Below are 21,383 nucleotides of genomic sequence, written 5' to 3'. Positions count from 1 at the left end.
ACACGTACCCATCCCGAACACGACCGTTAAGCCCTCTAGCGCCGATGGTACTTGGACCGCAGGGTCCTGGGAGAGTAGGACGCCGCCAAGCAAAGAACCACTGCCGATGTAATTCGGTGGTGGTTTTTATTTTATATATTAAAATTCAGAAGACATTATGATTTAGGAGATGTGAACGTTACATCTCTTGTTTGACTTTAAAGGGAACCTCTGAGACACTCAAATGTAAGAAAAGGGCACAAGCAGCCTTTTGTACAGAATGAACTTACATTAGAAGAAAATGAGGTGCAGATTAGTATGGAACTTCGCAAATTAACGATCGACGATTATGAGGCTTGTATGGCGCTCTCCGAGTATGCTTTTCAATTTAAATTAACAGAGGATCAGTTAGAGAAGCGGCGCCAGGAATTCGCTAAGCATAATGTATTGGGGGTTTATGCGGATGGTCAGGTTGGAGCCAAGCTGCAGATTATTCCTTTTCAGACCTATATCCACGGAAGGTCCTTTGAAATGGGTGGAATTGCAGGTGTAGCGACTTGGCCGGAATATAGACGTAAGGGCTGGGTAGCAGGATTGCTGAAATACGCACTAGAAGAAATGAATCGGAATAAACAAAGTGTATCTTTCCTGCATCCGTTTTCGTTTTCTTTTTATCGAAAGTATGGCTGGGAAATCTATGTTGAATATAAGAAATACAAATTGTCTACGGCTCAACTGCCTGCCAAGCAACTGACACCAGGCACGATCAAACGTGGTAATGCTGAGCTTGCAGAATTGAAGCAGGTGTATGACGCTTATGCAGCGCGCTATAATGGGACTTTGAATCGTGATGATGCGTGGTGGGAAAATTCCGTTTATGTCAAAAAAGGAAGCCAGCGTGCTGTATACTATGATGAGGCAGGAGTGCCGCAAGGGTATGTCCTCTACGAAGTCAAGGAAAGTAAGTTTACCATCGGTGAGTTCATTCATTTGAATGAAGAGTCCAGACGAGGGCTTTGGACGTTCATTGCTAATCACGATTCCATGATTAACGAAGTAACTTTACAGGCACCTGCAAGTGATCTGCTTGCATTTCAATTGGACAATCCACGGATTGGGCAAGAGGTAGTGCCTTACTTTATGGCACGAATCGTGAGCGTGGAGCAGTTCATTTCGCAGTATCCTTTTGCCAGTCAAGACTCGCCCGTACAGATTTGGCTTGACGTCGAAGATGCTTACGCTCCGTGGAACGAAGGTGTATGGGAATTAAACGTGGCGATGAACGGAACCGCTTCAATATGGAAAAAGGCAAAATCGGATGGCGAAGGTCAGCTGAATCAGCCGATTCGTCTCAGTATTCAATCCCTTTCAGCCGTGTTAATGGGTTATCGTAGACCCGCAGAGATGGCACAGATCGGTAGATTGGAAGGGCCAGTGAGCGCTATCCAAGCGCTGGAAAAGGCAGTTCCCAAACGCGAAACCTATTTGCTTGATTTCTTTTGAGCGACGATCTATATCGAGTACGACTTCATTCCAACAGATACTAAGCGCAATTGGAAGCAATGAGAACTTCTCCCGAGGTCCGGGAGAGGTTTTTTTGTGTCAGGCGAATATTTCGTGTAAAATCGTAAAAAATGAATAGTGCCCCCACTTGGCAAAACAGTAAAATATGCTATAATGTATATAAAGTCAAAGAAAGTCAAAGTCAACTCAAGGTTAAATACGTAGGATTATATTTCTGGAATACGTGCTATTTACCTATGATATGACGTTAGCTTTCTTACTGTTCTCTGATGAAAAGTACCGTAAGTCGGAACACATCATTGGAAGATCAAGGGGATATTCAAGGACCTTCGTGCTTCCTTTGTTCTCCTGTTTAACACTTGTATCAGCAAGATTCGCTGTTTCTCTGAGTGGTTAAATGGGTGGAGAAGGTGTACTCTGTGGGGGGCGTGTGGTCCTTATTGACTTAACGTTTCAGACAGTGGAGGATGATTGGATGCGTAATATCTCTGATATTATTGAACGATATCTGAAGGGTATTTTGCATGAAAGTCCCGAAGGAATGATTGAAATTCAGCGTAATGATCTGGCAGATCAGTTTTCATGTGTACCTTCCCAGATCAATTATGTCATCAGCACCCGTTTCACTCTTGAAAAAGGGTATCTCGTCGAGAGTAAACGTGGCGGTGGTGGATATGTTCGTATACAACGCATTGAATTACCTGCCCAATCGGCGCTGCACAACCATCTGCATCACAGTATTGGTGACGAGATTGGACAGACTGCTGCGGAAGGCTTGATTTATCAATTGGAAGAAGCGCGTTTTTTAAGTAAGCGGGAAGCCGGGTTGATGCGTGCGGCTGTGTCGAGAGAAGTTCTTATGGTCAAACTTCCTTACCGGGATCAAATTCGTGCCAGAATGTTGAAGGCAATGCTAATATCTTTGCTCGGTAAATGAAAACTATCGGGATCAAAGGAGGTACATCTATATGCTGTGCCAAGAATGTAACAAACGTCCGGCTACACTTCATTTTACGAAAATTGTAAATGGCGAGAAGACGGAATTTCATATTTGTGAATCATGTGCCCGAGAGAAGGGGGAGATGATTCCTGGAACAGCAGGAGGATTCTCTATTCACAACCTGTTATCAGGAATACTCGATTTTGATCCGGCAGGCAAAAGTTCAGGTGCTGCTCCTGCTAAAACGCTGCAATGTGAAGAATGTGGCATGACGTATGCCCAGTTCAGCAAAGTTGGTCGTTTTGGCTGCAGTTCCTGTTATAAATATTTTGACAGCCGTCTGGACCCTTTGTTCAAGCGAGTGCATGGTAGTACATCGCATGTAGGTAAAGTTCCTGCCAGAGCAGGCGGGCGTATTAAGGTGAAACGGCAAATTGCCGATCTGAAGCAAAATCTGCAGCAGAGCATTGCTCAAGAAGAGTTCGAAGAGGCCGCTCAGATTCGTGACCAGATCCGGGAACTTGAAAAAGAAATAGCTCAAGAGTAAAGTTTGTCATAAGTAGGAGGGAAGCATGATGCCTAATCTGCGTTTTACAGAGAAGGCGCTCAGTGACTGGATGCGCAGTGATGCAACTGATTCGGAGATCGTAATCAGCAGTCGTGTCCGGATCGCACGTAACCTTCAGCATATCCCGTTTCCAATGCTGGCTTCGAGTGAGCAATCGGAAGAGGTGCTGAATAAGCTGAGCGAAGTACTTCAGTACGATGACGTACACGCCTTTGGTGATTTTACTACACTCGATCTGATCGATATTGACGAACTCGACAAGCGTGTGCTGGTGGAAAAACATTTGATTAGTCCGAGTCTGGCGAATGAATCGACCAACGGAGCCGTAATTCTTAGTGAGGATGAGTCGGTAAGTATTATGATCAATGAAGAAGATCATTTGCGTATCCAGTGCCTCTATCCGGGGTTCCAGGTCAAAGAGGCCTGGGAGAAAGCTTCCGCTATAGATGATGCTTTTGAAGCGCACGTGGATTATGCGTTTGATGATCGCAGAGGGTATCTGACCAGTTGTCCAACCAACGTTGGAACAGGTGTCAGGGCATCGGTTATGATGCACCTTCCCGCATTGGTTATGACTCAGCAGATTGGCCGTATCCTCAGTGCCGTATCTCAAGTGGGATTAACGGTGCGAGGGATCTATGGAGAGGGTAGCGAGGCGATGGGCAACTTGTTCCAGATTTCCAATCAGATTACACTTGGACAGACGGAGCAAGAAGTGATTGACAACCTCCACGGTGTTGTTTTACAGATGATTGGTCATGAGCGTACCGCAAGAGAACGGCTCATTACTGATTCCAGACTGCGTATTACGGATCGAGTGATGCGTTCCTACGGGATTTTGTCTCATGCAGCGATTGTAGATACGAAGGAAGCAGCGCAACGTTTGTCGGATGTGCGGCTCGGCGTAGATCTTGGTTTGTTGGAAGGATTATCGATTCCAGTGATGAATGAGTTGAATGTAATGACTCAGCCAGGGTTTTTACAAAAAACATTTGGGGATATGCGTACAGATGAGCGCGACATCTACCGTGCTCAGTTAATTCGTGATACGATCAATGCAGCTAAAAGTTCTGGTTAAACCTTCCTTTAAGCGTTAATATGGGTTTCATGCCGCATCTGCGGCTTTTATATAATAAGCTTCCATCTAGACTGAAGCTACCAATGATTTTATTCGCAGCATGGCTGCAAACAAAAGTGATATGAAGAATAACGAAGGGGCATTCAAATAGAATGGAATCCCTCGTTTTATCCAAAACCATGGAGGTGCAGGAGATATGATGTTTGGAAGATTTACGGAACGGGCCCAAAAGGTGCTCGCACTCGCGCAGGAAGAAGCTGTCCGTCTCGGTCACAATAACATCGGTACGGAGCATATTTTGCTCGGCCTCATTCGTGAAGGTGAAGGCATTGCTGCCAAAGCACTGATCGGCCTGGGACTCGGATTGGAAAAAATTCAGGATGAAGTAGAAACGCTGATTGGCCGTGGCCAAGAGCAACCTACGAACATTGCATATACGCCACGTGCGAAAAAAGTAATTGAATTGTCGATGGATGAGGCGCGTAAACTCGGCCACACCTATGTTGGAACAGAACACATTCTTCTCGGATTGATCCGTGAAGGTGAAGGCGTTGCGGCACGTGTGCTCAATAACCTTGGCATCAGCTTGAACAAAGCACGTCAGCAAGTACTGCAATTGCTCGGTAGTAGTGAAGCAGTTTCCAGCCACAACGGCACACCTGCCAATGTAAGCACACCAACGCTGGACAGCCTCGCTCGTGATTTGACGGCGTATGCCAGAGAGAATAACCTTGACCCAGTTATTGGCCGTAGCAAGGAAATCGAGCGTGTGATTCAGGTATTGAGTCGTCGTACCAAAAATAACCCGGTATTGATCGGTGAACCGGGTGTAGGTAAAACAGCGATTGCCGAGGGGCTTGCCCAGAAAATTATTGCAAACGAAATTCCCGAAACATTGCGTGATAAACGTGTAATGACGCTGGATATGGGTTCGGTTGTTGCTGGAACCAAATATCGTGGTGAGTTCGAGGATCGATTGAAAAAAATCATGGATGAGATTCGTCAGGCGGGCAACATTGTCCTGTTCATTGATGAGTTGCACACACTGATTGGTGCAGGTGGCGCAGAAGGCGCGATTGATGCATCGAACATCTTGAAACCGGCTCTTGCTCGTGGAGAATTACAGTGCATCGGTGCAACGACACTGGATGAGTACCGCAAATACATCGAGAAGGATGCTGCGCTAGAGCGTCGTTTCCAACCGATTACAGTGGATCAACCATCACCGGAAGAAGCCATTCAAATTTTGCATGGTCTGCGTGATCGTTACGAAGCGCATCACCGTGTGAAAATTACGGACGAAGCGATTGTGCAAGCTGTCAAATTGTCGGATCGTTATATTACAGATCGTTTCTTACCGGATAAAGCGATCGACTTGATCGATGAAGCAGGATCAAAAGTAAGATTGAATTCCTATACCATTCCGCCAAACCTGAAACAATTGGAGAGCCGTCTGGAAGATATCCGTAAGGAAAAAGACGCCGCGGTTCAGAGTCAAGAGTTCGAAAAGGCAGCGGCACTGCGTGATACGGAACAAAAAATCCGTGAAGAGCTTGATACAACGAAAAATCAATGGAAAGAAAAACAAGGTCGTACCGATTCCGAAGTCACTCCAGAGGATATCGCTCAAGTGGTAGCCAACTGGACAGGAATTCCGGTAAACAAGTTGAAAGAAGAAGAGACACAGCGTCTGATGAATCTGGAGTCCATTCTTCATGAACGTGTAATCGGTCAGGATGAGGCTGTTAAATCGGTTAGCCGTGCTGTTCGCCGTGCACGTGCAGGACTTAAAGACCCGAAACGCCCAATGGGTTCATTCATCTTCCTCGGCCCTACCGGTGTAGGTAAAACCGAGCTGGCTCGCGCACTTGCTGAAGCGATGTTTGGTGATGAAAATGCTGTAATCCGGATTGATATGTCCGAGTATGGTGAGAAGCACTCCACAGCACGACTGGTCGGAGCGCCTCCAGGTTATGTTGGATACGAAGAAGGCGGTCAGTTGACAGAGAAAGTTCGTCGCAAACCGTACTCCGTTGTCCTGCTGGATGAAGTGGAAAAAGCTCACCCCGAAGTTTTCAACATCTTGTTGCAAGTGCTGGAAGATGGTCGTCTGACGGATTCCAAAGGCCGTGTTGTTGACTTCCGTAATACACTGATTATTCTCACATCCAACGTGGGTGCAGAAGCGATCAAACGTAATTCTACTCTTGGATTCACAGCTGTTGTGGATGCAGGTGCAGATTACGATAATATGAAGGGCAAAGTGATGGATGAGCTGAAGAAAAGCTTCCGTCCTGAGTTCTTGAACCGGATCGATGAAATCATCGTATTCCATTCGCTCGAAGAGAAACACATTGCTGAGATTGTTACTCTTATGAGTGAGGACCTACGTAAACGTCTTAATGAGTACGAGGTGGATTTTGAGCTCACAGATAACGCTAAGGCCTTCTTGGCGAAAGCTGGCTTTGATCCTGCTTACGGTGCACGCCCACTTCGCCGGGCGATCCAGAAGCACATTGAAGACAAATTGTCTGAAGAGTTGCTTACAGGTAATGTGACTAAAGGGGATTCCTTACTCATCGACGAAGAGAATGGTGCATTGTCTGTAACGAAAAAGGAAGTAGCAGTTCCAACCAATGAGGAAATTGAAACAAAATAAATATGACGTATGTGGCTGAATGAATTCAGCTAGCCGCATATATAGAACCTCCCTGGCTTTGGCCGGGGAGGTTTTTTTCGTATGTACGAATATATAAAGGGATGTGTGAAGATTTGATTGAGATGAAGCGATATTGATGAGGAACATGTGTAAAGTTTGCGATAATCCTTTACGAAAAATCTCAAACAATGGTAAACTTTTAGTATCCCTGTATGTCAGGGCAACGAGTAAATTTTGTCGAATAATGCAAAATGCTGCTATAAAATAAAAAAATCAATAGGAGTGCTGAAGTGGCCAAAGTAAAAACCAAGTTTCAATGTACGGAATGCGGCTATGAAGCCCCCAAATGGTACGGGAAATGTCCTGGCTGTCAGTCCTGGAATTCGATGATAGAAGAAACTGAAACGGTAGTCAAAACACAAGGAAGAAATTCTCCTCTGTTTGACAGTAAAGATAAACCGCTTCCTATCATAGATATAGATAGCGGTCAGGAGCCGCGTGTACAGACTGGAATCGGTGAACTGAACCGTGTATTGGGCGGCGGCATTGTGCCAGGTTCGCTTGTTCTGGTGGGGGGCGACCCGGGGATTGGAAAATCAACGTTGATGTTACAGACTTCTCATGCGCTGACCCACTCGGGGCTACGCGTGTTATATGTGTCTGGAGAAGAATCCGTAAAGCAGACGAAGCTGCGCGCAGACCGTCTCGGTGCACTCTCGCCGGAGCTGTATGTGCTCTGTGAAACCAATATGGAGCGGGTTGAGGAAGCGGTGGATCAGATCCAGCCGCATTTTCTTGTCATCGATTCCATTCAGACCGTATATCTGCCCGAAGTTACCAGCGCACCAGGAAGTGTAGCACAGGTAAGGGAATGTACGTCCAGATTCATGCGGATTGCGAAAGGCCGAGGCATTGCAACGGTTCTTGTAGGGCATGTTACCAAAGAAGGTGCCATTGCTGGTCCGCGTATGCTGGAGCATATGGTGGACTGTGTGCTTTATTTCGAAGGAGAGCGGCATCATACGTATCGTCTCCTTCGTGCGGTGAAGAACCGTTTCGGTTCTACTAACGAGATTGGCATATTTGAAATGGGGGAAGATGGCCTTCGTGAAGTCGGTAATCCCTCCGAGTTATTTTTATCTGAACGTCCACTAGGGGTAGCTGGATCTACCGTTGTGGCGAGTATGGAAGGCACACGTCCGATGCTTGTAGAATTACAGGCTTTGATTTCCACGACCCACTTCCCTTCTCCTAGGCGGATGGCAACAGGTATCGACCATCATCGATTAAATCTAATTATAGCGGTGCTTGAAAAACGCATGGGTATGTTCCTGCAGACACAGGATGCCTATCTGAACGTGGCTGGTGGGGTGAGGCTGGATGAGCCAGCGGTCGATCTGGCTGTGGCAGTTAGCATTGCCTCCAGCTTGAGAGATGTGCCAACCAAGCCGGATGATGTCATTTTTGGCGAGATTGGCCTGACCGGTGAAGTTCGTGCCGTATCCAGGGCAGAACAACGTGTGAAAGAAGCTGCGAAGCTGGGCTTCAAACGAGTTATTTTACCAGAAAAAAGCTTAAAGGGCTGGAAACATCCTCGCGGGATACAACTGATCGGTGTGAATACCGTGGCAGATGCACTAGCGGTTGCTTTAGATTAGGGGGCATAACAAGATGAAGGATTCAAGCCAACTGGACAATATGAATGATTTGTTAAGGCTGATCGCACCAGGTACACCTTTCCGCGAAGGTCTGGAAAATGTGCTACGCGCCAAGACGGGCGCACTGCTTGTTGTAGGATACAGCCCTGAAGTAATGGAAGTGGTGGATGGGGGATTTTCGATTAACTGTGATTTCTCCCCGAACTACCTGTATGAGCTTGCCAAAATGGACGGAGCCATTATTCTGAGTGAGGATTTGAAGCGGATTTTGTATGCCAACACACAGCTGATTCCGGACTCATCCATCTCTTCCTCAGAGACGGGCATTCGTCACCGGACAGCAGAGCGAGTGGCAAAACAAACGGGTAAGTTAGTTGTTTCCATCTCACAGCGCCGGAATATTATTACCCTGTACCAGGGAACACTTCGATATTCGCTTAAGGAAATCGGGGTGATTTTGACCAAAGCCAATCAGGCGATTCAAACGCTCGAAAAGTATAAAGCGGTGCTCAAGCAATCCCTTACGAATCTGAGTGCTTCCGAATTCGAGGAACTCGTTACGATTCCCGAGGTGGTTAATGTTATTCAGCGCACGGAAATGGTACTGCGGATCAAAACCGAGATTGAACGTTATATCGATGAGCTAGGTAATGAAGGAAGGCTCATTTCGATGCAAATGGAAGAGCTCGTGGGTACTACAGAGGAAGAAGCATGGTTGCTGTATAAAGACTATGCTCGTGATGACAGCGATGACAAGATTCGCGAAATTATCGTGGGATTAAAAAGATTGTCGGACGATGAGTTGCTTGATGCACATCATATTGTACGGTTGCTTGGCTATCCTTCATCTGCGGCAACTTCTGAAGATTCGGTTGCCCCGCGCGGATATCGGGTATTAAATAAGATCCCTCGTCTGCCTAATGTAATTATTCATAACTTGGTAGATCAATTTGAGCAATTACCTCATGTCATCATGGCAACGATTGAAGAACTCGATGAAGTGGACGGCATTGGCGAGGTTCGTGCCCGTACCATCAAGGAAGGTCTCAAACGTCTGCAAGAGCAGATGTTTATTGACAGACAGATGTAGAGATCGCTTATAACGGCTTTTTATGGATGAGGTGAAACAACATGTTAACCAGATTCATTCCAAATCTTTTTACCTTAGGTAATCTGTTTCTGGGTATGCTGGCCATTTTGCTGGCAATCAACGGAAAGTATAGCTCGGCCGCGATTATGGTTATCGTTGCGATGCTGCTCGACGGTCTGGATGGACGGGTGGCCAGAGCACTGAATGCACAAAGTGAATTCGGCAAGGAGCTTGATTCCCTATCGGATATGGTTTCATTTGGTGCGGCGCCTGCGTTGATTATTTTCATGGTGTCTTTTCAGGATTCCATGCCGATCTTTGCCTGGATTGCAACGGCGGCTTTTCCGATCTGTGGTGCGATTCGTTTGGCGAGATTTAACGTGCGCCCGGGCATTCCGGGGTATTTCACAGGCTTGCCCATTCCCGCTGCAGGCGGTGTATTGGCTACGCTGTCCCTGTTTCACAAGGATATCGGACCCATTAGCATGATGATTGCTACGTTGCTGTTGTCTTATCTGATGGTCAGCTCACTGAAATATCCCAATTTCAAAAAAGTCGGACTACCCCGCAAGGCGATCTGGATCGCTCCGTGGGTTGTGTTACTTGCGGTTGCACTGGCTGTTTTATTCCCGGATCAACTCTCCAAGCTGATTTTTATTCCGCTGGTGTTATATGCCCTATATGGCATGAGATACAGTGTAAGAACGGCAGCTTCTCGCAATCGTGCTAAGAAACGCAAGGACAAGAAATCATCGCGATCTTCTGACAACTAGAATGGTAGGGTACGTAAGTACCAACCACTCGGCAAACTCTAAGGTCCCTATGAGTTCAAAAAAAGCACGTACATTTCCTAACAAGGAGTGTACGTGCTTTTTGCTTGTATTCTTTGATATATGACGAAGTAGCGGGGACGGATTAGCTAAGACAGATTAAACATCCCAAGCGTCGAACATTTCTGTGATTCGTGATTCACGACCTCTTCCATGTTGATGTCCAGCAGATTGCAGAGTGCAGACATATAGAACAGGTTCCGCCCCAATTCGGAGCTGATCACCTCTTTGCAATTCTCACACAATTCACCTTCCACATGCGTTTCCAGCAGGCCCTTGGCTTGAGAAATATCACTCTCGGGGGCATATTTCTGTTTGGTGGCGTGCAGCTCAATACAGCCGCATTCGGTAATGGCTTTGGACACAGCGCGGTTAACAGAGGCTCCGGCTTGTCCCGTTTTGGACAGTACATCAATCAGGCTGCGATGGCGCAGCAACAGTTCGGAAACTTGATCCTGAAAAGCCTGTAAACTTAGCGTACTCATTTTGCCACTCACCTCGGGATATGAATTGAATTCATTATATGCCAATAAAAGTCTCACTTTCAACTGATGAGCACAACATTTCCAAAAACTTCATGCTGACGCGATTAGGTTTTCGATAATTGGATCATACTGGATATGAAAATGAAGAATGACTTGAGGAGGTGCAGGAACTCATGTGGAGAAAAGGCATTTTAACTTTTACTGGATTGTGCGGCGCATGGTTCGGGTACACGGCTTATCATCTGGCAGGCAAGTCCATTCCTTGGATGGCTGAATGGATTCAATCAGCGGGACTGCTGGGTGCGGGTGTATCAACACTGCTGGGAGCAGTACTTTTTATGTCCGTATGCACGATCGGTGGCACAATGATGGCCAACAGATTAAACAGTGGTATCGATTCTTTAGCCAGGATACCCATGAACGAGCTCGCTGCTGGCGCGGCAGGCATCGTGGCTGGACTGCTCGTAGCCTTACTGATGTATCCTTGCCTGGCTTGGCTCGGAACCGCAGGAGAGGTGCTGCAAGTGGCTCTCACGGTGATCGCTGCATATTCGGGTTATAGCCTGGCTATGGCAAAGAAAGACGATCTGGCGGCATTCTGGAAGTCAGGACGATGGGGGCACCCAGAGCCTGAAGAAGAGCGAAGAATGGAAGAACATAAAATTTTGGACACCAGCGTCATTATTGACGGCAGGATCGCGGATATCTGCAAAACCGGGTTCATCGAGGGCACGATTGTTATCCCGGAATTTGTACTGGAAGAGCTGCAACATATTGCAGACTCATCGGATCTGCTTAAACGCAACCGCGGGCGCCGTGGGCTGGACATTTTGAACAAAATCCAGAAGGAGCTTGATGTACAGGTATTGATCTACGAAGGCGATTTCGAGGAAATTTCCGAGGTGGACAGCAAACTGGTGAAGCTTGCCAAAGTATTACAAGGGAAAGTCGTAACCAACGACTTCAACCTGAATAAAGTCTGTGAACTCCAAGGAGTATCCGTACTGAACATCAATGATCTCGCGAATGCGGTGAAACCGGTTGTGCTGCCAGGTGAAGAAATTATGGTGCAGATTATCAAAGACGGCAAGGAGCATGGCCAAGGCGTAGCCTATTTGGATGATGGAACGATGATCGTGGTGGAAGGTGGACGTGAGTATATCGGCATGATGATGGAAGTTCTGGTGACCAGCGTGCTGCAGACGTCTGCGGGACGAATGATTTTTGCCAAGCCGAAACTGTTGGAAAAAGCCCAATAAAAGCGGTATGATGGGTAGTGTATCGTTGTACGATGATGGATATCGAAAGAGATATGAATTGTCGCCCGGCGATAAACTGACAGACAAGGCAGGGATTGCGGCATGGATAAAGGGTGGGGCGTTGTCATTGTGGCGGCAGGCCGGGGAACCCGAATGGGAACGACCGAGAGCAAACAGTTTTTGCTGCTGCAGGACAAGCCCGTTTTCATACATACGCTTGAAGTATTTGCGGCTCTGGACGAGATTCGTGAGATGATTCTGGTTACAGGTGTTGCAGATGTTGAACGATGCCTGGAATGGGTAAAAGAATACCAACTGGAAACGCGTGTCCGCGTGATCCCCGGAGGGAAAGAGAGACAACATTCGGTTCATGAAGGCCTTCGGGCGCTCAGCACCGATGGGGTTCTCGTTCACGACGGGGTGCGTCCATTTGTGACCCGTGAGCAGATTAGAGAATGTATGGCTGCCGCCGAATCAGGCGAAGGTGCTGTGCTGGCTGTGCCTGTGAAGGATACGATCAAACAAGTAAATGCGGAAGGTATCGTTACAGCGACGCCGGATCGCAGCAGTCTGTGGAGCATTCAAACCCCGCAGGCTTTTCGTCTTTCTTCCCTGCTGGAGGCTTACGAATCCGCCGAACGTGACGGGTTTCTGGGGACGGATGATGCCATGCTGGCTGAGCGCCAGGGAATGTCAGTTAAGGTTGTGGAAGGCAGTTATACCAACATCAAACTAACAACACCGGAAGATTTACAGTATGCCGCGTTTTGGCTTGAGGGAGAGAAGAAGCGATGATACGTGTAGGACAAGGGTTTGACGTGCACCAATTGGTGGAAGGTAGACCGTGTATTATTGGCGGGGTAACCATTCCTTATGAAAAGGGGCTACTGGGTCACTCGGACGCAGATGTGCTGTTGCACGCAATCAGCGATGCTATTCTTGGCGCGCTGGCACTTGGGGATATCGGCAAGCATTTCCCGGACACTGATCCGGAATTCAAGGATGCAGACAGCTTGAAACTACTAGAGCATGTATGGCAACTCGTGAAGGATCGCGGCTATAAGCTTGGGAATATTGATTCAACGATTATTGCCCAGAAGCCAAAGATGGCACCGTATATCCCGCAGATGGCGGAAGTCATTGCTAAAGCGCTGGAAGCGGATGTGGCACAAGTGAATGTGAAGGCAACAACAACCGAGCAATTAGGTTTCCCTGGACGAGGAGAGGGAATTGCCGCTCAATCCGTTGTATGCCTGGTACGTGTGTGATATCATCAATCAATTAGAGACGGAGGGAATCATATGAGCACAGAAATTCGGGTGCGCTACGCACCAAGCCCAACGGGACACCTGCATATCGGGAACGCTCGTACGGCGCTGTTTAACTACTTGTATGCCAAACATAATAACGGGAAATTTATCATTCGTATCGAAGATACGGACGTGAAGCGAAACATTGCGGGCGGAGAAGAAAGCCAGCTGAAATACTTGAAATGGCTCGGCATCGAGTGGGATGAGAGTATTGATGTAGGCGGAGAATACGGGCCGTACCGTCAGACGGAACGTCTGGATCTGTATCGCAAATATACGCAGGAACTGCTGGACAAAGGTCTGGCTTATCGTTGCTACTGCACGGAAGAAGAACTCGAACAGGAGCGCGAGGAGCAGTCGGCTCGTGGAGAGACCCCGCGTTACTCCGGCAAACACCGTGACCTGACACCAGAGCAGATCGAGGCATTTGAAGCGGAAGGCCGCGTGGCGAGCATTCGTTTCCGAGTACCGGCAGATCGCACATACACATTCAACGACATGGTTAAAGGCACAATCTCGTTCAACAGCAAGGAATCAGGCGACTTTGTCATTGTGAAAAAAGATGGCATTCCCACGTACAACTATGCCGTTGCCGTGGACGATCACTTGATGAAGATCTCCCACGTCCTACGCGGGGAAGATCATATCTCCAATACACCACGACAGCTGATGATCTATGAAGCGCTTGGCTGGGAGCCGCCGCAATTCGGTCATATGACGCTGATCGTGAACGAAAACCACAAAAAACTGAGTAAACGCGATGAATCCGTAATTCAGTTTATTGAGCAATATGATCAGCTTGGCTATCTGCCAGAAGCGATGTTTAACTTCATCTCCCTGCTTGGCTGGTCGCCAGAAGGAGAGGAAGAAATCTTCTCACAAGAGCAGTTGATCTCCATCTTTGATACGAAGCGTCTATCCAAGAGCCCGGCCGTATTCGATACACAAAAGCTGGCGCACTTGAATAACCATTACATCAAAAATGCGGACCCTGCACGAATTGCCGAGATGGCTATTCCGCATCTGCAAAAAGCAGGACGTCTACCTGCGGAGCTGTCATCTGAACAAAAAGAGTGGGCATATACGCTCGTACATCTCTATCAGGAGCAGATGAATGCGGCATCCGATATCGTGGAACTGTCCGAAGTGTTCTTCCGTTCCGAAGTTGAACTGGAAAGTGAAGGCGCTGCGGTACTTGCTGAAGAGCAGGTTCCAACTGTGCTGAAGGCATTTGCAGATAAAGTACAGGCAAGTGATGAATTCACGCCAAGCAAAATGGCTGCTTTGATCAAGGAAGTGCAGAAGGAAACAGGCTTCAAGGGTAAACAGCTCTTTATGCCAATCCGCGTTGCTTTGACTGGACAGACCCATGGACGTGATCTCAATCAGACTATCGTGTTGCTGGGTCGTGACACTGTCATCGAGCGTTTGCTGGCACGAGTGTAAGTATTCATTGTTCAACTGATGCCATTCAATTCTGCTGGTTGTCAGTGCGAAGGCTTTTCGCTATAATAGCAACACAAGGTTGAATTGTCATAATACGTTCATATAGAACAGCAAAGACCGGGAGAAGTAAGCTGATCCGGACAGATCCAGAGAGGATGGCCCCGCGCGTGAACAGAGATTACATCTGCTCAGCGAGTGGTGGCTGCGAGTCATCCACTGTCCAGCAGTCTGAAATGCACCCGTGAGCTGCACCGTCGAATCCGGCCCCGCTTCTATTCATTGGATAGAGGAAAACGTCAGGATAGATGGCGACGACTGGTTCCCGTTACCGAGCCGCCAGAGGGCCCATTCCATTTATTCAAGAAGAGGAATGAGCCAAGCAGAGTGGGACCGCGACTAACGCCTCTGCAGCTTCGTGCTGCAGGGGCGTTTTTTGTCTAGCGAGTGCGCAAGTATACTACCAAGGAACACGCCGTCCGGCGAACCCGGAGGACGAGAACCGGAACAAGAGGGGAACGAGCATGTTCAAAAAGATCAGATCCGATATCCAGACGGTCTTTGAAAATGATCCGGCCGCCCGGAGTTGGTTTGAAGTCGTATTTACGTATTCAGGGCTGCATGCCATATGGGCCCATCGATTTGCTCACAATCTGTACAAACGAAGATGGTACTCGCTCGCCCGGTTCGTATCACAGGTTAGCCGGTTTATGACAGGGATAGAGATTCATCCTGGAGCTACGATTGGAGAACGTTTGTTCATTGACCACGGTATGGGCGTTGTAATTGGAGAAACCTGTGAGATTGGTGACGATGTCGTGATCTATCAGGGAGTAACTCTTGGGGGAACGGGGAAAGAAAAAGGAAAGAGACATCCCACGATTGGTAATAATGTGGTTATCTCATCTGGCGCAAAGGTGTTGGGATCATTTCGTGTTGGGGATCAAAGCAACATCGGAGCAAACTCCGTTGTGCTGAAAGAAGTTCCTGCCAATAGCACGGTGGTGGGCATTCCAGGTAGAATCGTCAAACAGGATGGACGTAGAGTGGATCGTCTTAATCAACAATTGCCCGATCCAGTTATTGACTCTCTGCGCAGCATGCAGCGCGAGATTGAACGGCTGCAGGAAGAAGTGCGAACTTTGCAAAATACACGAGAATCGGAGAAATGCACATAACTCCATCGATCAACATAAACCATGGAATCAAGTAAAAGTAGTTTAGAATGAAAGGAAAAGTGACTATGACACTTCAGATTTATAATACGATGAGTCGCACCAAAGAGGAGTTTGTTCCACAAGAGCCTGGCAAAGTGAAAATGTATGTATGCGGGCCAACCGTCTATGACTACATTCATATCGGCAATGCACGTCCGGTGATCTTTTTCGACACGGTTCGTGGATATCTGGAGCAGATCGGACATGAAGTGAATTATGTCGTGAACTTCACCGATGTCGATGACAAACTCATTCGCAAAGCAGAGCAGCTGGGTACCGACGTTCCGCATGTGGCTGAAACATTTATTGCCGCGTATTATGCCGATCTGGAGGGACTTGGTATTCCTAAAGCGAGCAGTAATCCACGGGTAACGGAGAATATGCCGCTTATTATCGATTTTATCCGTGAACTGGTTGAAAAAGGTTTCGCATATGAAAATGGCGGTGACGTATATTATCGAACAGGAAAGTTCGAAAAATACGGTCAATTGTCGAAACAAAACCTGCAGGAGTTGCAGTTCGGTATTCGGATCGGTGTAGATGAACGGAAGGAACACCCGGAAGACTTTGTGCTCTGGAAAGCAGCCAAACCAGGTGAGATCTTCTGGTCTAGCCCATGGGGAGATGGTCGTCCTGGATGGCATATCGAGTGCTCTGCTATGGCAAGAGAATACCTTGGTGACACGCTAGATATTCACGGCGGTGGACAGGATTTGCAGTTCCCTCACCATGAATGCGAATGCGCACAGTCCGAGGCAATCACAGGCGCACCTTTGGCGAATTACTGGATGCATAACGGTTTTATTCGTATTGATAACGAAAAAATGTCGAAATCTCTCGGTAACGGTGTTCTGGTAAAAGACCTGCGTAATCAGTACAAACGTGAAGCGATTCGTTACTTTATGTTGTCCACCCACTATCGTAACCCGCTCAATTTTACAGAAGATACGATGGAACAGGCGCAAAACAGTGTGGATCGAATTGCGAATGCAGTAGGTAACCTGAGACATCGCCTGGGAGCTGTGTCTGTTAATCAGGAGGTTACACCTGAATTTTCAGTAAAACTAGACCGGATTCGACAACAATATCATGAAAAAATGCAGGATGATTTTAATACACCGGATGCAATCACGGCGTTGTTTGAGTGGGCTGCGGAAGCGAACCAGTTGTTGCAACAAGATGTGGTCAATGCCGCTGAAATTCATGCACTACTTGAACTGTTCGGAGAACTCAATGCTGTGCTTCGAATCTACACGGATGTTGAACCAGAGCTTCTGGATGAGGACATTGAACGCTTGATTCAGGATCGAGTGGAAGCACGTAAGTCTAAAAACTGGGCTCGTGCGGATGAAATTCGTGATGAACTATCTGCTCAAGGGATTCTGCTGGAAGATACCGCACAGGGAATGAGATGGCGGCGCAAATGAGTGGAGAAAAAGAGAATGTTTTGTCTGGTTCTGTCGAGCGGAATGAACAGGCCAAGCAAGTGGTGACTAATAATCAGGTTAATGAACTTGAGGGGGGATGGTTTCCTTATCCACCCTCCAGGCCTGCACGATTGATTCCGCCAATCGCACTGGCTTACATCGGTGATGCGGTATATGAGGTTGCCGTGAGACAGTATCTGTTATCCAAAGCGAACATGCGTCCTAACCATCTGCACCGCAGTGCAACCAAACTGGTATCTGCCAAAGCACAAAGCCGCATACTGACAAGTATTGAGGCTGAACTGACAGAAGAAGAGCAAGATGTTGTGCGGCAAGGTCGGAATGCCAAATCGGGCAGTGTTCCCAAAAATGCAGATGTGCTGGAGTATAGACATGCAACGGCGTTTGAATGTCTGATCGGTTATCTGTATAGCAGTAGTCAGAATGATCGCATGATTCAACTGATCGGGCTGGGTATTGAGCTGGCGGAGCAAGCATCTGCATCCGCGTCAAAATAGCTTCAGGGTTGAAATATATAACAAGCAATACAGAGAGGAACGAATGAGGATGGAAGAAGAATGGATTGCCGGTAAACACTCCGTAACGGAGGCGTTACGATCAGGCCGGACCATTAATAAAATATGGATTGCTGATACGGCTCAGAAACATTTGACGCAACCAATTATTGCGGAAGCCAAAAAACAGGGGATTGTCATTCAGCATGTGGACAAGCGCAAGTTGGACCAGACGGTTCCTGGTATTCAACATCAAGGTGTAGTTGCGCAGGCAGCGCCTTATGCCTATGCTGAGGTTGAAGATATTTTGGAAGCGGCCAAATCTAAAAATGAACATCCGTTTTTAATTTTGCTGGATGAGATTGAAGACCCTCATAATCTGGGTTCTATCTTGCGTACAGCGGACTGCACAGGAGCTCACGGCGTTATTGTTCCTAAACGGCGCTCAGCGGCTGTAACTGCAACAGTGTCTAAGACATCAGCAGGTGCAGCAGAGTATGTTCCAGTCGCTCGTGTAAGCAATCTGGCACAAACGATTGATCGGTTGAAAGAAGAAGGCGTATGGGTTGTTGGTACAGATGTTACTGCGCGTGAAGGCGTGTTTGGCAATGGAGTATTCACAGGACCGGTTGCACTTGTCATCGGGAATGAAAATAAAGGTATGGGACGTCTTATTCGTGAGAAATGCGATGTTCTGGTCAAATTGCCTATGCAAGGTCAGATTAATTCCCTGAATGCCTCTGTGGCAGCTGGTGTTGTTATGTATGAGGTGCTTCGTGCTCGCCAAGAGCAGGAATAGATGATATGGCTGATTCCCGTGATGTGCTTCTTGTAGACGGGTATAACATGATTGGCGGCTGGCCTGAATTATCCAAAATAGCCGAAAACGAATTGGAAGAGGCGCGGAACAGGCTCCTCTTTCGGCTTGCGGACTATCAGGCTTTCTCCGGCCGTCGAGTCATTGTTGTGTTTGACGCCTACCTTGTGCCAGGACTCGGTAAATCCTTTACACAGAGCAAAGTTGAAGTTCATTTTACAAAGGAAAAAGAGACGGCAGACGAATGTATCGAGAGACTCGTTCGGGAACTAAGCATGCGAAGACGCCAAATCTATGTAGCAACCAGCGATATGGTAGAGCAACATGTCATCTTTGGACAGGGAGCGTTGCGCGTATCTGCCAGAGAGCTGCTGATTGAAGTGGAACAAAATGAAAAGGAATTGCAACAACGGCTTGCAGAGGATCAGGCAAGGTCAACACGGAATACAATTGGGGGCAAATTAAGCCCGGATGTTTTACAGCAATTTGAACGCTGGAGACGAGGCTGACAGCGGATTTCTTACAAATTTTTCAATATTGAAACTATTGACAATTATGTTATAGCTGTTCTTTTTTAGGGATGCCGTGGTTGACGGTGGGAGGTACCATCATATATACTGATCGTATATTTCATAGAGTAGAGTAACGGGGTACCTTGCGTTGCAGCCGGAGGGATTGTCTGTGAGTGTCGACCTCAAAGATATCATGTTATCCAAGTATGATTACCAAAGTGACGAAGACATTGTCGAAGCGGTCCGTGAAGGCGAAAGCGAAGCGCTGGAGTTTTTGATCAACAAGTATCGCAACTTTGTACGCGCCAAGGCAAGATCTTATTTTTTGATCGGAGCTGACCGGGAAGATATTATTCAAGAAGGAATGATTGGCCTTTACAAATCCATTCGTGATTTCAAAGGGGACAAGCTTGCTTCGTTCAAGGCATTTGCCGAACTGTGCATTACAAGACAGATCATTACGGCGATCAAGACAGCCACACGTCAGAAGCATATTCCGCTTAATTCTTATGTATCTCTGGACAAGCCCATTTATGATGAAGAGTCTGATCGTACGTTACTCGATGTGATTTGTGGAACTCAGGTCAGTGATCCGGAAGAGTTGATTATTAACCAGGAAGAGTTTGTAGGCCTGGAAGATAAAATGTCCGAGATTTTGAGTGACCTGGAACGTAAAGTACTGATGTTGTACCTAGACGGGAGATCTTATCAAGAGATTGCAGTGGATTTGGATCGTCATGTAAAGTCTATCGATAATGCATTGCAGCGTGTAAAACGCAAACTTGAAAAGTACCTGGAAGTTCGAGATAATTGAACAAAGGTTGTTGTCGTTGATGAAAAAGGCTCGGTGTTTGAGTCTTTTTTTATTGTCTGTAGTTTATATTGTCAAGGTTTGATAAATACTAGTAATCGCTCGGTTCATACTGGAGCAGTGAAAAAATCAGAGATGAGAGATACGTTACGTTTCCTGCGGAATTAATACCCATCGACGAAAGGTTATTCTTTCGTTGACATGCTTATACCCTTGTGATAAAGTGTTTTAGGTAGGCCTATTTTACGGCTTTTTTTTCAGGATCAATTTAGAGACTCTGCTTCAATGTGGAAGTCTTCGGGAGGTGTACATCATGCGGGTAATTATTACTTTGGCTTGTACGAACTGCAAACAAAGAAATTACACTACGACAAAAAACAAGCGTAATCACCCCGACCGCATGGAGATGAAGAAATTTTGCAAGTTTTGTAACGAGCAGACTTCTCATCGCGAAACCAGATAGTTTTTTGGAGGTGTAGTCGGCGTGAAACGTAGTTTCAAATCTCTGATTTCCTTTTTCTCTGAAAGCTGGGCTGAACTTAAAAAGGTTCGCTGGCCTAATCGTAAAGAGCTGACGAACTACACGTTAATTGTACTTGGTACTGTTGTGGTTATGACGCTGTTTTTTTGGGTCGTAGATATCGGCATCTCCGCTGTGATCGAAGCGATTATTTAAGAAGGGTCCCAGGTGGCTTGATATGGAAAAAAGATGGTACGTCGTTCATACCTATTCAGGGTATGAAAATAAGGTCAAAGCCAATTTGGAAAAACGCGTAGAGTCCATGGGCATGGAAGACAAGATTTTCCGCGTTCTTGTTCCGATGGAAGAAGAAGTGGTAAACAAAGACGGTAAGAAAAAGACCGTTATGCGTAAAGTTTACCCCGGTTATGTCTTGGTCGAAATGGTTCAGACGGATGATTCTTGGTATGTTGTTCGCAATACACCAGGTGTTACCGGCTTTGTCGGTTCGACAGGTTCCGGTTCCAAACCAACAGCCTTGTTGCCAGAAGAAGTGGAACAAATTCTGAAGCACATGGGTATGGTTGAACCTAAGCCTAAAATTGAATTCGATATTAAGGAATCCGTACGTATTAAAGTCGGTCCTTTTGCGAATTTTGTGGGCTCCGTGGAAGAGATTTTGGTAGACAAGAGCAAGCTCAAGGTACATGTTAACATGTTTGGACGGGAAACACCGCTTGAGTTGGAATACACCCAAGTGGAGAAGATATAGTTTCTTCAAGTTTCTTGTGGGAGGGCTGT

The 21,383-nt window shown here is 47.0% G+C and carries 22 protein-coding genes and 1 rRNA gene; 22 read left to right on the top strand and 1 reads right to left on the bottom strand.

Translation table 11 applies throughout. The features are described 5' to 3' along the window. From rrf to pssA, 9 genes are all read left to right on the top strand, one after another. Window positions 1–91, top strand: a 5S ribosomal RNA gene (gene rrf, locus J2T16_RS27570); the annotation flags it as partial. Between the two features lie 206 nt (window positions 92–297). Next, window positions 298–1,482, top strand: coding sequence for a GNAT family N-acetyltransferase (locus tag J2T16_RS27565; RefSeq protein WP_499020002.1), 1,185 nt, complete (start codon window positions 298–300; stop codon window positions 1,480–1,482). 496 nt (window positions 1,483–1,978) lie between these two features. Beyond that, window positions 1,979–2,440, top strand: coding sequence for a CtsR family transcriptional regulator (locus J2T16_RS27560; protein WP_090924702.1), 462 nt, complete (start codon window positions 1,979–1,981; stop codon window positions 2,438–2,440). A gap of 31 nt (window positions 2,441–2,471) precedes the next feature. After that, window positions 2,472–2,990: a protein-arginine kinase activator protein McsA gene (gene mcsA, locus J2T16_RS27555; protein WP_090924701.1), complete on the top strand. Its 519-nt coding sequence runs from the start codon at window positions 2,472–2,474 to the stop codon at window positions 2,988–2,990. Between the two features lie 28 nt (window positions 2,991–3,018). Then, on the top strand, window positions 3,019–4,089 hold the full coding sequence (gene mcsB / locus J2T16_RS27550; protein ID WP_154892124.1) for a protein-arginine kinase McsB: 1,071 nt from the start codon (window positions 3,019–3,021) through the stop codon (window positions 4,087–4,089). A gap of 196 nt (window positions 4,090–4,285) precedes the next feature. Continuing rightward, entirely contained in the window at window positions 4,286–6,748 is a 2,463-nt protein-coding gene (locus tag J2T16_RS27545) for an ATP-dependent Clp protease ATP-binding subunit (protein WP_336121814.1), read from the top strand. A gap of 290 nt (window positions 6,749–7,038) precedes the next feature. Continuing rightward, window positions 7,039–8,406, top strand: coding sequence for a DNA repair protein RadA (gene radA, locus J2T16_RS27540; RefSeq protein ID WP_090924698.1), 1,368 nt, complete (start codon window positions 7,039–7,041; stop codon window positions 8,404–8,406). A 13-nt stretch (window positions 8,407–8,419) separates the two neighbouring features. After that, the gene (gene disA / locus J2T16_RS27535; RefSeq protein ID WP_251512077.1) at window positions 8,420–9,496 is read left to right on the top strand and encodes a DNA integrity scanning diadenylate cyclase DisA; all 1,077 of its coding nucleotides are present in this window, start codon (window positions 8,420–8,422) and stop codon (window positions 9,494–9,496) included. 41 nt (window positions 9,497–9,537) lie between these two features. Further along, window positions 9,538–10,269, top strand: coding sequence for a CDP-diacylglycerol--serine O-phosphatidyltransferase (gene pssA / locus J2T16_RS27530; RefSeq protein WP_090924696.1), 732 nt, complete (start codon window positions 9,538–9,540; stop codon window positions 10,267–10,269). 146 nt (window positions 10,270–10,415) lie between these two features. On the opposite strand, the gene J2T16_RS27525 is transcribed toward pssA, so the two are convergent. Next, window positions 10,416–10,811: a nucleoside triphosphate pyrophosphohydrolase family protein gene (locus J2T16_RS27525; protein WP_090924695.1), complete on the bottom strand. Its 396-nt coding sequence runs from the start codon at window positions 10,809–10,811 to the stop codon at window positions 10,416–10,418. A gap of 173 nt (window positions 10,812–10,984) precedes the next feature. Between J2T16_RS27525 and J2T16_RS27520 the strand changes: the two genes are divergently transcribed. From J2T16_RS27520 to nusG, 13 genes are all read left to right on the top strand, one after another. Then, window positions 10,985–12,070 carry a PIN/TRAM domain-containing protein gene (locus J2T16_RS27520; RefSeq protein ID WP_090924694.1) on the top strand — a complete coding sequence of 362 codons (1,086 nt, stop codon included), beginning with the start codon at window positions 10,985–10,987 and terminating at the stop codon, window positions 12,068–12,070. 102 nt (window positions 12,071–12,172) lie between these two features. Next, window positions 12,173–12,865, top strand: coding sequence for a 2-C-methyl-D-erythritol 4-phosphate cytidylyltransferase (gene ispD, locus J2T16_RS27515; protein WP_253491033.1), 693 nt, complete (start codon window positions 12,173–12,175; stop codon window positions 12,863–12,865). Continuing rightward, window positions 12,862–13,338: a 2-C-methyl-D-erythritol 2,4-cyclodiphosphate synthase gene (ispF, locus tag J2T16_RS27510; protein ID WP_154892117.1), complete on the top strand. Its 477-nt coding sequence runs from the start codon at window positions 12,862–12,864 to the stop codon at window positions 13,336–13,338. Before ispD ends, ispF begins: the two co-directional genes overlap by 4 nt. A 33-nt stretch (window positions 13,339–13,371) precedes the next feature. Next, window positions 13,372–14,826 (top strand): glutamate--tRNA ligase, encoded by a 1,455-nt coding sequence (gltX, locus tag J2T16_RS27505; RefSeq protein ID WP_499019993.1) that lies wholly within the window; start codon window positions 13,372–13,374, stop codon window positions 14,824–14,826. A gap of 521 nt (window positions 14,827–15,347) precedes the next feature. Further along, window positions 15,348–16,001, top strand: coding sequence for a serine O-acetyltransferase (gene cysE, locus J2T16_RS27500; protein ID WP_090924690.1), 654 nt, complete (start codon window positions 15,348–15,350; stop codon window positions 15,999–16,001). Window positions 16,002–16,066: 65 nt separating this feature from the next. Further along, on the top strand, window positions 16,067–17,467 hold the full coding sequence (gene cysS, locus J2T16_RS27495; protein ID WP_499019991.1) for a cysteine--tRNA ligase: 1,401 nt from the start codon (window positions 16,067–16,069) through the stop codon (window positions 17,465–17,467). Then, window positions 17,452–17,985, top strand: a complete 534-nt coding sequence (locus tag J2T16_RS27490; RefSeq protein ID WP_499019988.1) for a Mini-ribonuclease 3 — start codon at window positions 17,452–17,454, stop codon at window positions 17,983–17,985. Before cysS ends, J2T16_RS27490 begins: the two co-directional genes overlap by 16 nt. A 49-nt stretch (window positions 17,986–18,034) precedes the next feature. Further along, on the top strand, window positions 18,035–18,781 hold the full coding sequence (rlmB, locus tag J2T16_RS27485; protein WP_090924688.1) for a 23S rRNA (guanosine(2251)-2'-O)-methyltransferase RlmB: 747 nt from the start codon (window positions 18,035–18,037) through the stop codon (window positions 18,779–18,781). A gap of 5 nt (window positions 18,782–18,786) precedes the next feature. After that, entirely contained in the window at window positions 18,787–19,308 is a 522-nt protein-coding gene (locus tag J2T16_RS27480) for an NYN domain-containing protein (RefSeq protein WP_090924687.1), read from the top strand. Between the two features lie 172 nt (window positions 19,309–19,480). After that, window positions 19,481–20,125 (top strand): RNA polymerase sporulation sigma factor SigH, encoded by a 645-nt coding sequence (gene sigH / locus J2T16_RS27475; RefSeq protein ID WP_024633601.1) that lies wholly within the window; start codon window positions 19,481–19,483, stop codon window positions 20,123–20,125. 310 nt (window positions 20,126–20,435) lie between these two features. Then, window positions 20,436–20,585, top strand: coding sequence for a 50S ribosomal protein L33 (rpmG, locus tag J2T16_RS27470; RefSeq protein WP_072735843.1), 150 nt, complete (start codon window positions 20,436–20,438; stop codon window positions 20,583–20,585). Window positions 20,586–20,606: 21 nt separating this feature from the next. Continuing rightward, window positions 20,607–20,798, top strand: coding sequence for a preprotein translocase subunit SecE (secE, locus tag J2T16_RS27465; protein WP_024633600.1), 192 nt, complete (start codon window positions 20,607–20,609; stop codon window positions 20,796–20,798). Between the two features lie 22 nt (window positions 20,799–20,820). After that, window positions 20,821–21,354 carry a transcription termination/antitermination protein NusG gene (gene nusG / locus J2T16_RS27460; protein WP_024633599.1) on the top strand — a complete coding sequence of 178 codons (534 nt, stop codon included), beginning with the start codon at window positions 20,821–20,823 and terminating at the stop codon, window positions 21,352–21,354. Window positions 21,355–21,383 lie beyond the last annotated feature (29 nt).

The sequence above is a fragment of the Paenibacillus intestini genome (genome assembly GCF_030803945.1).
GTDB lineage: Bacteria > Bacillota > Bacilli > Paenibacillales > Paenibacillaceae > Paenibacillus > Paenibacillus polysaccharolyticus.
Note: the sequence above shows the minus strand (reverse complement) of the source record. Positions and strands in the feature narration are given on the sequence as shown.

Excerpts from the sequence above, each read along its gene's own strand:
- ispD (WP_253491033.1), top strand. The coding sequence starts at position 12,173 with ATGGATAAAGGGTGGGGCGTTGTCATTGTGGCGGCAGGCCGGGGAACC.
- nusG (WP_024633599.1), top strand. The coding sequence starts at position 20,821 with ATGGAAAAAAGATGGTACGTCGTTCATACCTATTCAGGGTATGAAAAT.
- J2T16_RS27565 (WP_499020002.1), top strand. The coding sequence starts at position 298 with ATGGAACTTCGCAAATTAACGATCGACGATTATGAGGCTTGTATGGCG.
- J2T16_RS27520 (WP_090924694.1), top strand. The coding sequence starts at position 10,985 with ATGTGGAGAAAAGGCATTTTAACTTTTACTGGATTGTGCGGCGCATGG.
- J2T16_RS27560 (WP_090924702.1), top strand. The coding sequence starts at position 1,979 with ATGCGTAATATCTCTGATATTATTGAACGATATCTGAAGGGTATTTTG.
- pssA (WP_090924696.1), top strand. The coding sequence starts at position 9,538 with ATGTTAACCAGATTCATTCCAAATCTTTTTACCTTAGGTAATCTGTTT.
- J2T16_RS27545 (WP_336121814.1), top strand. The coding sequence starts at position 4,286 with ATGATGTTTGGAAGATTTACGGAACGGGCCCAAAAGGTGCTCGCACTC.
- cysE (WP_090924690.1), top strand. The coding sequence starts at position 15,348 with ATGTTCAAAAAGATCAGATCCGATATCCAGACGGTCTTTGAAAATGAT.
- rlmB (WP_090924688.1), top strand. The coding sequence starts at position 18,035 with ATGGAAGAAGAATGGATTGCCGGTAAACACTCCGTAACGGAGGCGTTA.
- mcsB (WP_154892124.1), top strand. The coding sequence starts at position 3,019 with ATGCCTAATCTGCGTTTTACAGAGAAGGCGCTCAGTGACTGGATGCGC.
- rpmG (WP_072735843.1), top strand. The coding sequence starts at position 20,436 with ATGCGGGTAATTATTACTTTGGCTTGTACGAACTGCAAACAAAGAAAT.
- gltX (WP_499019993.1), top strand. The coding sequence starts at position 13,372 with ATGAGCACAGAAATTCGGGTGCGCTACGCACCAAGCCCAACGGGACAC.
- mcsA (WP_090924701.1), top strand. The coding sequence starts at position 2,472 with ATGCTGTGCCAAGAATGTAACAAACGTCCGGCTACACTTCATTTTACG.
- J2T16_RS27490 (WP_499019988.1), top strand. The coding sequence starts at position 17,452 with ATGGCGGCGCAAATGAGTGGAGAAAAAGAGAATGTTTTGTCTGGTTCT.
- disA (WP_251512077.1), top strand. The coding sequence starts at position 8,420 with ATGAAGGATTCAAGCCAACTGGACAATATGAATGATTTGTTAAGGCTG.
- J2T16_RS27525 (WP_090924695.1), bottom strand. The coding sequence starts at position 10,811 with ATGAGTACGCTAAGTTTACAGGCTTTTCAGGATCAAGTTTCCGAACTG.
- J2T16_RS27480 (WP_090924687.1), top strand. The coding sequence starts at position 18,787 with ATGGCTGATTCCCGTGATGTGCTTCTTGTAGACGGGTATAACATGATT.
- ispF (WP_154892117.1), top strand. The coding sequence starts at position 12,862 with ATGATACGTGTAGGACAAGGGTTTGACGTGCACCAATTGGTGGAAGGT.
- cysS (WP_499019991.1), top strand. The coding sequence starts at position 16,067 with ATGACACTTCAGATTTATAATACGATGAGTCGCACCAAAGAGGAGTTT.